This window comes from Kitasatospora sp. NPDC004799, assembly GCF_040609095.1.
Taxonomy (GTDB): Bacteria; Actinomycetota; Actinomycetes; order Streptomycetales; family Streptomycetaceae; genus Kitasatospora.
The window spans coordinates 1-10,137 of the sequence record NZ_JBEXJK010000299.1; the positions used below are offsets into that span (position 1 = coordinate 1).

Consider the following 10,137-nt stretch of genomic DNA (forward strand, 5'->3'; position numbering starts at 1 on the left):
TCGGTCCGGGCCGCGCTGCGCGAGCGCCGGTCGGCCGCGTACCGGGCGACGACGGCCGGCGAGTCGGCGATGCTCCTGCAGGGCCTCGCCCAGGAGTGCGTGACCGCGCTCGGCGCGAGCGACCGGGACACCCTGTGCACCTGGCGGGACTTCGCCTGGTACCTCAGCCGGACCGGGGACCTGGACGGCGCGATCCGGCTGCTGACCGCCCTGGTGGGCGACATGCGCTCGGCGCTCGGCCCGCTCGACCCGGACACCCTCGGCGCCCGCTACCACCTGGTCTGGTGCGTCGGCGAGAGCGGTGCGCCGGTCACCACGATCCGGATGATGAACGAGCTGCTGCCCGACCTGCACGCCGCCTGGGGGCCGTACGACCCCCGGGTCCTGAAGGCCCGGCACGACCTCGCGCTGCACCAGGCCAACCGGGGCGACCCGCAGGGCGCGGTGATCCAGCTGCACGGGCTGCTGCCGGACCTCGTCCGGGTGCTGGGCGAGCACCACCCGAGCACCGTGCAGGCCTGGCAGGACCTGGCCGGATACCAGCAGCAGCTGGCGCAGGCCGGCCGCCGGGCGCCGGGGCAGCGCCGGCGGGCGCCGCGGATGAGCCCGATGGAGGCGCTGGTGCTGGTGCGGCGGCTGCGGGTGTGGGACTTCGCCACCGACGAGGAGGCCCGGGCCTGCATGGCCGCGCTGGACCGGGGGATCGGCCTCAAGGGCGTCGCGGACGTGGTCTTCGACGCGCCGGACCACGTCTCGGACGAGGACCTGGTGGAGGAGATCTTCGGAGCCTGAGGCGCCCTCGCCGCGGTGCCCTTGTCACGGTGCCCTTGTCACGGCGCCCTCGTCACGGCGCCCCTCGCCGCCGCCCGGCGTTCCCGGCGCTCACGCCGCCAGGGCCCGGGCGGTCGGGAGGGCGGCCAGGGCCCGGAGCAGGGCGCGGGCGGCGGCGTCGTTCTGGCGGAAGCCCGGGGCGTCGGTGCGGGGGCGGGCGAAGGCGGCGGCCGCGCGCAGGCTGGTGTGCGGGCCGAGGGCGGTGCGCCGGGGGTGCGGGGCGCCGCCGAGGGCCGGGTCGAGCAGCCGGCTGTCGGCGGGGGCGATGGTGACCAGGCCGGAGCGGTGGGTGTAGTCCGGGTCGGTGACCACCTCCTCGACGATCCGTCCGGTGCGGTGCAGTTCGCGCAGCACCGGGTCCAGGGTGCGGGCCAGCGCGTGCTTGGGCAGGTACGCCTCGATCAGCGCCGTCGCGGTGACCTGGTGGCCGGGCAGGGTGCTGCCGGAGGCCCGCCAGGTGCCGCTGGCCTCGTCCCGTTCGATCCGTACGTCCGCGCCGAGGAAGCGCACCACCCCGGCCTCGGAGAGGGCGAGCAGCTGGCGCAGCCGGAACCCGGGCGGGCCGGAGGCGAGGAAGCTGAAGTAGCCGAAGAACCACTCGTCCACCTCCTCGGCGATCGAGCGGGCGGTGAGCCGGCCGCTCGCCGTCACCCGGGGGAGCTGGCCGAAGAGCGAGAGCAGGGCGAGGAAGGCGCCCAGGTCGGCGCTGTGCGCGGGGTCGGCGCGGCGGTCGGCGTCGGCGGCGACGTATCCGCGCAGGTGCGCCTGGAGCTCCTCGTCGGTGCCGAGTTCGAGCCCGGCCAGCGGGTGGTCGAGCCGTTCGAAGTCGAGCCGGTCGGCCGGGTCGGGGACGGCCTCGGCGACCAGGGCGGCGAGTTCGGGGCTGTACCAGCCGTGCCGGTCGTAGCGGGCGAAGAACTCCGGCCAGGGCAGGGCGGTGCGCTCGGGGTGGGCGTGGAACAGCTCGTGGTAGTACCCGAAGCCGACCTCCTTGGCCATCAACGGCCAGAAGTCGCGCCGCAGTTCGAGCTGCCCGCCGGTGGCGTGCACGGCGTCCACGGCGGCCCGGTCGAAGTACCGGGGGAGCGGGGCGGGCGGCCCCTGGAGGCGGTAGCCGGTCTTGGAGCGGTACGGGACGCCGCGCCGGGAGCCGAGGTGGAGCACCGGCTCGCGGCCGGACGGCAGGTAGCGCAGCGCGGGCCCGTCCCCGGTGGGCTCGAAGCGCCCGCCGCGGCCCTCGGTGAGCAGTGCGACCAGGTCCACCGCGGCCAGGCCGAGGCCGCGCAGCACCACCGGCTCGCCGGGGGCGATGGCCGCCAACTCCCCGGCCACGTCGGCGGAGTAGGCGGGCGGGAGGTGGAAGCGGCCGTGCCGGGCGGCGAACTCGGCGTCGGCGGCGTGGCGCGGGTGCGGGGCGGAGTCGAGGTGGCCGAGGGTGAGCACGACGTGGTCGGCGGTGAGCGTGCGGTCGGTGAGGTGGACGGTCTGCGGGCCGTCGGCCGGGCCCTCGATCCGCCGGACGGTGTCGCGGTGGACGGTGACCGCGATGTGCGCCGGCAGGTCGGCGAGGGCGCGGCGGAACGCCCAGTCCAGGTAGGCGCTCTGGGCCCGGCGGGTGGGGAAGTCGGTGGGCGCGAGGGTGCGCAGCTCGGCCCGGACGGCCGGGTCGGCGACCTCCCGGTAGGGCGCGAACTCCTCCTGCCGGGGCGCCCATTCGGCGAGCGAGGGGCCGGGGCGGACCGGCCCCTCCAGGGTGGAGCGCTCGTCGGTGAACATGGTGACGTCCTCGGCCATCGAGTTCATCCGCAGCAGCGGGGACTGGTCGTGGCGCCAGATCCGGCCCGCGCCCGGCGGGTACGGGTCGACCAGGTGGATCGCCAACGGCCGGTCGGCGGGCAGCAGTTCGGCGGCGTTGGCGGCGATCCGGTCCAGCAGCCCGGTGGCGCGCGGCCCGGCGCCGACGATGACGACCGCGGTCATGCCCGCACCACCTTGGCGACGGCCGCGCGGGCCCGCTGCAGTGGGGTGGGCGGCAGGCCGTCGCGGGTGGCACCGCGGGCGAAGTGCCGCTCCACGTAGTACTGGCCGATGGAGAGCACGGTGGTGATCACCAGGTACCAGATGGTGGCGACCATCAGCATCGGGATGACCTGGTACGACTGGAGGTAGACCAGCTGCACCGAGTAGAGCAGGTCGGAGACGGCCAGCACGCTGACGATGCTGGTGCCCTTGAGCGCGCCGATCAGCATGTTCCCGGCGGTGGGCACGATCGCCCGCATCGCCTGCGGCACCACGATCCGGCGCAGCACCCGCCAGCGGCCGAGCCCGAGCGCGGACGCCGCCTCCAGCTGGCCGCGGTCCACCGAGAGGATGCCGCCGCGGATCACCTCGGCGGCGTACGCGGTCTCCAGCAGGGTGAGGCCGATGACGGCGGTCAGGGTGGGGCCCATCAGGTTGACGGTCCTGACCGTGACGAACTCGGGGCCGAACGGGATGCCCAGGCCGAGGGTCGGGTAGAGCGCGCCGATGTTGAAGAAGAACAGCAGCTGGACCAGCGGCGGGGTGGAGCGGAACACCCAGATGTAGCCCCAACTGAGGGTGCGCAGCACCGGGTTGGCGGAGAGCCGCATGGTGGCGAGCAGGGTGCCGAGCAGGAAGCCGAGGGCGAGGGTGACGGCGGTCAGCCAGAGGGTCAGGGTGAGCCCGTTGAGCACGGACCGGGCGGTGAACCAGTCGGCGACCACGCTCCACTGGAAGGCCTTGTTGCGGATCACCGAGTTGACCGCCATCGCGGCCAGCAGCAGGGCGACGGCCGCGGCCGCCCACTGGCCGGGCTTGCGGCGGGCGACGATCCGGGCCTCGGGGGCGGGCGGCGCGGCGGGGCGGTCGACGGGGGAGGGCGCGGGCAGGACGTCCTGCGGGGTGGCCATGGCGGCGGCTCCTGGGCGGAGTGCGGGCGGGGAGGGGTACGGCGGTGGTCACGTACGCGGGGGCGCGGCCGGTGTCCCTCAACACGGCCGGCGCGGGCACTGCACTCCGCGTCGATCGTACGCATGCGCGATCGACGGCTGTCAAGGGTGATCAGGGGGCGGGGGGCGGTTCTTCGACGGTCGTCGGACACGTGACAGGAGATCGCAACAGTGCGGCAATGATGGATGGTTGACGTACCGATCGGCCGACTGCTCAACTTGAGGCCATGTACGCCGAGCAGCCCCTGGTCAGCCGCGACCACATCGACTTCGGTCGGGTGTGGTCCGCGGCGTGTCGCGGCTGACCCGGCAGCGGGCCGTCCGTCCGGCCTGATCTCCCAGCGGGGAGCCCTCCCTCGGTACACCCCGTCGCGGGCCCGGACCCGTCGGTCGACGACCGGCGGGGCGTCCGGCCTCCGCTGCCGTCGCTGAACCCGCACTGCGCTCCGGCACTCCCTCCGCCACCGCCCGCACCGTCCCCGGTCCGACGGCCGCCCCGCCGCGGCCTCCTCCGGCCTGTCCTGATCCGCGCCCCGTCGAGATCCGCGCCACGTCGAGCCTCCACCCCGCGGTCCACCGGACTCCCACCCACCCGAAAGGTCCCGCCATGCCCGTCGAAAGCCCCGGCACCGCAGCCACCGGCGCCGGCCCGGAGCCGGCCGCGGCGCTCCGGTCCGGGTTCCGCACGGCCGCCCTCGACGACCCGCTGGTCGAGCCGCTGCTGCGCGAGCTCACCCACGAGTACGTCACCCGGTACGGCCCCGAGGGGCGCGAGGAGATGACCCGCTACCCGGCCGAGGCCTTCACCGAGCCGCACGGCGGCGTGCTGCTGCTCCTGCTGGAGGACGGCGAGCCGGTGGCCGGCGGCGCCTACAAGCGCTACGACGACCGCACCGCCGAGGTGAAGCGGATGTGGACGCACTCCGCGCACCGCCGCCGCGGCCTGGCCCGCCGGGTGCTGGCCGAGCTGGAGCGGACGGCGGCCGCGGCCGGCTACACCCGGATCTACCTCACCACCGGCCCGCGCCAGCCCGAGGCCAAGGGCCTCTACCTGGCGGCCGGCTACACCCCGCTGTTCGACGTCTCGGCCGCCCCTCCCTCCTTGCCCGCCGACGGGCAGGAGGGGCCCGTGACCGAGGGCCCGCTGCCGTTCGAGAAGCGGCTGCCCGTCCTGGCCCCGACCTCCTGAAAGGCTTTCCGTGAGAACCAGCACCGCCCGCCGCCTGCTCGCGACCACCGCCCTGCTGCCGGTCCTGGCGCTGGCCGCCTGCGGCTCGGACCCGAAGATCGCGGGCGCGGCGGGGACGGGTGGTCCGGCCGCCACCGCCGCCTCCGAGGACCTCGTCTCCGGCCTCGCCCGGTCGGAGGCCGCCGCCGCCCTGCTGCCCGAGGAGGTCCGCCGGGCCGGCACGCTGAAGTTCGGCTCGGCCTTCGGCGCGCCGCCCAGCGCGTTCTACGTCGACCAGGTCAGCAAGAAGCCCGCCGGGATCGACGTGGACTTCACCGACGCGGTCGCCAAGCTGCTCGGCCTCACCGTGCAGCGCGAGGAGGCCGCCTTCGAGACCATCCTGCCCGCCCTGGACAGCGGGAAGTACGACGTCGGCACCGGCAACTTCGGGGTCACCACGGCCCGGCTGCGGACCATCGACTTCGTCACCTACATCGACGACGGCCAGGGCTTCGCGGTGAAGAAGGACAACACCGCGCTCCAGCCGGTCACCGACCTGCTCCAGCTGTGCGGACTGACCGTCGGCACCGGCGCCGGGACCACCTTCGAGACCACCCTCAACAGCCGGAGGAACGTCTGCGCCGACGCCGGGCGGAAGCCGTACGAGGTCAAGGCGTTCGGCGAGAGCGGCGCCCTGCTGACCAGCCTCCAGCAGGGCCGGGTGGACGTCGAGATGTCCACCATCAACGGCCTGCGCCACCAGGCCGCGCAGGAGGCCTCCGGGACCCGCTTCCTCGGCGAGTTCCACCGCCTCGACGTCGGCTTCGCCCTGAAGAAGGGCTCGAAGCTGGCCCCGGCCCTCCAGGCGGCGGTCAACCAGCTGATCAAGGACGGGACGTACGAGCGGATCCTGCGCAAGTGGGGGGTCGCCGAGTCGGCGATCAAGGAGTCGCAGATCAGCCCGCCCGAGCACGGCTGAGCGCCGGCCGTCCAAGGAGAGCCCGATGACCGTCACCACCGTCACCACCGAGACCCCCGCGGCCCCGGCCCGCCGGCCGGCCGCCGCCCCCGACCCCGCCCTCGACATCGACCTCGACGCACTGGACGGCCTGCGGACCGTCCCGGCCCGGCACCCCTGGCGCTGGGCCGCCGGGGCCGCCGCACTCGTCGTGCTCGCCCAGTTCGCCCACGGCCTGGCCACCAACCCCGGCTGGGACTGGGCCACCTTCCGGCTCTACTTCACCGCCGACACCATCCTCCGGGCGATCGGCCGGACCCTCGAACTCACCGCCTACGGCACGGTGCTGGGCTTCCTGCTGGGCACCGTGGTGGCCGCGATGCGGCTGTCCCGCAGCGCGATCCTGCGGTCCATCGCCTGGGCGTACGTGTGGGTGTTCCGCTCGATCCCGCTGATCGTCCAGCTGGTGTTCTGGTTCAACCTCTCCTACCTGTACAAGCGGTTCGGGTTCGGCATCCCGTTCGGCCCGACCTTCGGCGAGGTCGAGACGGTCGGGGTGCTGGGCGCGCTCGGCGCGGCGGTGCTCGGCCTCGGGCTGCACCAGGCCGCGTTCGCCGCCGAGATCATCCGCGGCGGCATCATCGCGGTGGACCCCGGCCAGCGGGAGGCCGCCGCCGCGCTCGGCATCCCGCGCCTGCGCCAGGGCCTGCGGATCGTGCTGCCGCAGGCCATGCGGGGCATCCTGCCGGCCGCCGCCAACGAGGTGATCTCGCTGCTCAAGGGCACCTCGGTGGTCTACGTGATGGCCATCGGCGAACTCTTCTACCAGGCCCAGGTGATCTACGGCCGCACCGGCCGGGTGGTGCCGCTGCTGATGGTCGCCACCGTCTGGTACGTGCTGCTGACCACCGCGCTCTCGATCGGCCAGTACTACGTCGAGCGCCACTTCGCCCGGGGTGCGCAGCGCACCCCGCCGCCCACCCCGTGGCAGCGCGTCCGGGCCTTCGCCCGGAGCCTGCCGGACCGCACCCGGCCCGCCGCCGCCCGTACCCCCGGAGGACAGTCGTGACCACCCTGACGAAGCCCGACCAGGCCCCGGCCGGCCCGGTTCCGGCCGCCCCGATGGTGCGGGTCCGCGGCCTGCACAAGAGCTTCGGCCGACTGGAGGTGCTGCGCGGGGTCGACCTGGACGTCCCGGCCGGCTCGGTGACCGTGGTGCTCGGCCCGTCCGGCTCCGGCAAGTCCACCCTGCTGCGCGCGATCAACCACCTGGAGAAGCTGGACCGCGGCCACGTCGCCATCGACGGCGAGCTGATCGGCTACCGGCGCTCCGGGGACCGGCTGTACGAGCTCAAGGAGCGCGAGGTGCTGCGCCAGCGCACCGGCATCGGCTTCGTGTTCCAGAACTTCAACCTGTTCCCGCACCTCACCGTGCTGGAGAACCTGGTCGAGGCGCCGGTCGCCGCGCTGCGCCGCCCGAAGGCCGAGGCCCGGGCGACGGCGCTGGCGCTGCTGGAGCGGGTCGGGCTGGCCGACAAGGCCGCCGCCTACCCCCGGCAGCTGTCCGGCGGGCAGCAGCAGCGGGTGGCGATCGCCCGGGCGCTGGCGCTGGAGCCCAAGGTGCTGCTGTTCGACGAGCCCACCTCGGCGCTCGACCCGGAGCTGGTCGGCGAGGTGCTGGACGTCATCAAGGACCTGGCCCGCAGCGGCACCACGATGATCGTGGTCACCCACGAGATCGGCTTCGCCCGCGAGGTCGCCGACACCGTGGTCTTCATGGACGGCGGCGTGGTGGTCGAGCAGGGCCCGCCCGCCGAGGTCCTGGACCACCCCCGGCACGAGCGCACCCGGGCCTTCCTGGCCAAGGTCCTCTGACCCGCCCTTCCCCCCGAACACCCTTTCAGCGAGCAGGAGTTCCGCCATGTCCCTACCCCGTCGCGCCCTCGTGACCGCCGCCGGCGCGCTCGCCGCCGCCCTCGCCCTGGCCGGCTGCGGCAGCGGCGCCACGGGCGCGGCGGCGGAACTCGCCCCGGCCCGGGGCAGCACCGCGCCGGACGGCACGGTGGTGAACCTGTCGCCGAACCAGAACCGGGTCACCACGCCCAAAGTCGACGCGATCGCCGCGCTGGTCCCGGAGGAGATCAGGAAGAAGGGGACGCTGACCGTGGTCGACTCCCTCGGCACCACCCCGCCGCTGGACTTCTACGCCGACGACGACCGGACCGTGATCGGCGTCGAGCCGGACCTCGCCTCGCTGATCGGCAACGTGCTGGGCCTCAAGGTCGAGTTCAACCCGGTCTCCTGGGAGAACATCTTCGTCGGCCTGGACAGCGGCAAGTACGACGTGGGCGTCTCCAACATCACCGTCACCGAGGCGCGCAAGGAGAAGTACGACTTCGCCACCTACCGGCTGGACGTCCTGGGCTTCGAGGCGAAGAAGGGCAGCGGCCTCAAGGTCACCGGCGCCAAGGACCTCGCGGGCCGGTCGGTCGGCGTCGCCACCGGCACCAACCAGGAGAAGCTGCTGGTCTCCTGGAGCGAGGAGAACGTCAGGAACGGGCTCAAGCCGATCGACATCAAGTACTTCCAGGGCACCGAGTACTACCTGGCGCTCTCCTCCGGCCGGATCGAGGTCTACACCGGCCCCAACCCCAGCCTGGCCTTCCACGCCGTGCAGACCGGCGAGACCGAGGTGGTCGGCACCTACTCGGGCGGCGGCGCGGACGTCCTCGGCAAGATCGCGGCGACCACCCGGAAGGACAACGGGCTGGTCAAGGCGCTGAACGGGGCGATCGACGAGGTGATCGCGAACGGCACGTACGGGCAGGTGCTCAAGCGCTGGGGGCTGGACGGCGAGGCCGTGCAGCGCTCCGAGATCAACCCGCCCGGGCTGCCCAAGCCGTAGCCGGCCCGGTCACGGCCCGGCCCGGCCGCGGCCGGGAGAGCGGTCGGCCCGGGCCGGGGCGCCCGGTCCGGGTCGTTCACCTGTTCGTCCCCGGCCGCCGCTAAGGTGACCCCTCCGCCGGGCGAACGCCCGGCGGGCGCGGTCGGGTTGGGGGAGGGCATGGAGAAGGGCGAGGTGCTCGGCGGTCGCTTCCGGCTGGAGCAGCAGCTGGGCAGGGGCGGCTTCGGCGTGGTCTGGCGGGCGACCGACACGACCATCGACCGGGCGGTCGCGGTCAAGGTGCTGCTCGCGGAGCACGCCACCGACCGGGAGGCGGTCAGCCGGTTCGTCCGCGAGGCCCGGACGGCCGGCGGCCTCAACAACCCGCACATCGTGACCGTGTACGACTACGGGTGGACGGAGGCCGGCTCCGGGAAGATCCCGTACCTGGTGATGGAACTGGTCCGCGGCCGGGCGCTGTCCGAGGTGCTCAGGGACGGCCGGCCGGACCACAAGCAGGCGCTGCGCTGGATGCGGCACGTGTGCAAGGCGCTGGACGCCGCGCACCGCTCGGGGATCGTCCACCGGGACATCAAGCCGGAGAACGTGATGATCGCGGAGGAGGGGGAGCGGGCCAAGGTCCTGGACTTCGGCATCGCCCGGCTGGTCACCCAGACCGTCCGGCTCACCTCCACCGGCAACGTGGTCGGCACCGTCCCGTACCTGGCGCCCGAGTGCTGGTCCGGCGGCGCGGTGGACGGCCGGGCCGACCTCTACGCGCTCGGCGTCATGCTGTACGAGGTCTGCACCGGCGCGCGCCCGTTCCGCGCCGCCTCGGCCGCCGAGTACATGTACAAGCACCTGGAGGAGGTCCCGGCCCGGGTGCGCAGCAAGGACCCGGCGCTGGCCGGGCTGGTCGCCGAACTGCTCGCCAAGCGGCCCGAACAGCGGCCGGCCGGCGCCGCCGAGGTGCTGGAGCGGCTGCGTGACGTCCGGCCCGGGATGCTGCGCCCGGACGACCCCAGCCCGGAGCAGCTGCGCCGACGGGCCGACCGGGCCTGGCGGCACGGCGAGGCCGGCGAGGCGGCCGAGGCGGTGGAGATCCTCACCGGGCTCGTCCCCGACTTCGCCCGGATCTGCGGCCCGGAGGACCCGCGCACCCTGCGCACCTGCCACGACCTGGCCCTCTGGCTGGCCCGGGACGGCAGCCCGGGCGCGGCCGTCGCGACCGAACCGCAGGACGGCGTGGTGGTCACCCACGACCCGGTCGCCGCCGGGTACGCGGACCGGGTGCTGCTGCTGGCCGACGGACTGCTGGTGGACGAGC

The 10,137-nt window shown here is 74.3% G+C and carries 8 protein-coding genes and 1 pseudogene; 7 read left to right on the top strand and 2 right to left on the bottom strand.

Annotated features, from left to right (window positions below; translation table 11 throughout):
* Positions 1-792 (top strand): annotated as a pseudogene (locus ABZW03_RS29390) (hypothetical protein); the annotation flags it as partial.
* 90 nt (positions 793-882) lie between these two features.
* Here ABZW03_RS29390 and ABZW03_RS29395 read toward each other — a convergent pair.
* Together ABZW03_RS29395 and ABZW03_RS29400 are read right to left on the bottom strand one after the other, a co-directional pair.
* Positions 883-2,811, bottom strand: coding sequence for an FAD/NAD(P)-binding protein (locus ABZW03_RS29395; RefSeq protein WP_355264716.1), 1,929 nt, complete (start codon positions 2,809-2,811; stop codon positions 883-885).
* Positions 2,808-3,761: an amino acid ABC transporter permease gene (locus ABZW03_RS29400; protein ID WP_355264719.1), complete on the bottom strand. Its 954-nt coding sequence runs from the start codon at positions 3,759-3,761 to the stop codon at positions 2,808-2,810. Before ABZW03_RS29400 ends, ABZW03_RS29395 begins: the two co-directional genes overlap by 4 nt.
* Before the next feature lie 646 nt (positions 3,762-4,407).
* Here ABZW03_RS29400 and ABZW03_RS29405 point away from each other — a divergent pair.
* The 6 genes from ABZW03_RS29405 to ABZW03_RS29430 form a co-directional block, all read left to right on the top strand.
* The gene (locus ABZW03_RS29405; RefSeq protein WP_355264722.1) at positions 4,408-4,989 is read left to right on the top strand and encodes a GNAT family N-acetyltransferase; all 582 of its coding nucleotides are present in this window, start codon (positions 4,408-4,410) and stop codon (positions 4,987-4,989) included.
* Positions 4,990-4,999: 10 nt separating this feature from the next.
* Positions 5,000-5,947: an ABC transporter substrate-binding protein gene (locus tag ABZW03_RS29410; protein ID WP_355264725.1), complete on the top strand. Its 948-nt coding sequence runs from the start codon at positions 5,000-5,002 to the stop codon at positions 5,945-5,947.
* Between the two features lie 25 nt (positions 5,948-5,972).
* Positions 5,973-6,995 carry an amino acid ABC transporter permease gene (locus ABZW03_RS29415; RefSeq protein WP_355264728.1) on the top strand — a complete coding sequence of 341 codons (1,023 nt, stop codon included), beginning with the start codon at positions 5,973-5,975 and terminating at the stop codon, positions 6,993-6,995.
* Positions 6,996-7,048: 53 nt separating this feature from the next.
* Positions 7,049-7,801 carry an amino acid ABC transporter ATP-binding protein gene (locus ABZW03_RS29420; protein ID WP_355264737.1) on the top strand — a complete coding sequence of 251 codons (753 nt, stop codon included), beginning with the start codon at positions 7,049-7,051 and terminating at the stop codon, positions 7,799-7,801.
* Positions 7,802-7,847: 46 nt separating this feature from the next.
* On the top strand, positions 7,848-8,831 hold the full coding sequence (locus tag ABZW03_RS29425) for an ABC transporter substrate-binding protein (RefSeq protein ID WP_355264731.1): 984 nt from the start codon (positions 7,848-7,850) through the stop codon (positions 8,829-8,831).
* 159 nt (positions 8,832-8,990) lie between these two features.
* On the top strand, positions 8,991-10,137 hold a 1,147-nt coding region (locus ABZW03_RS29430), incomplete at its 3' end, for a protein kinase (RefSeq protein WP_355264734.1).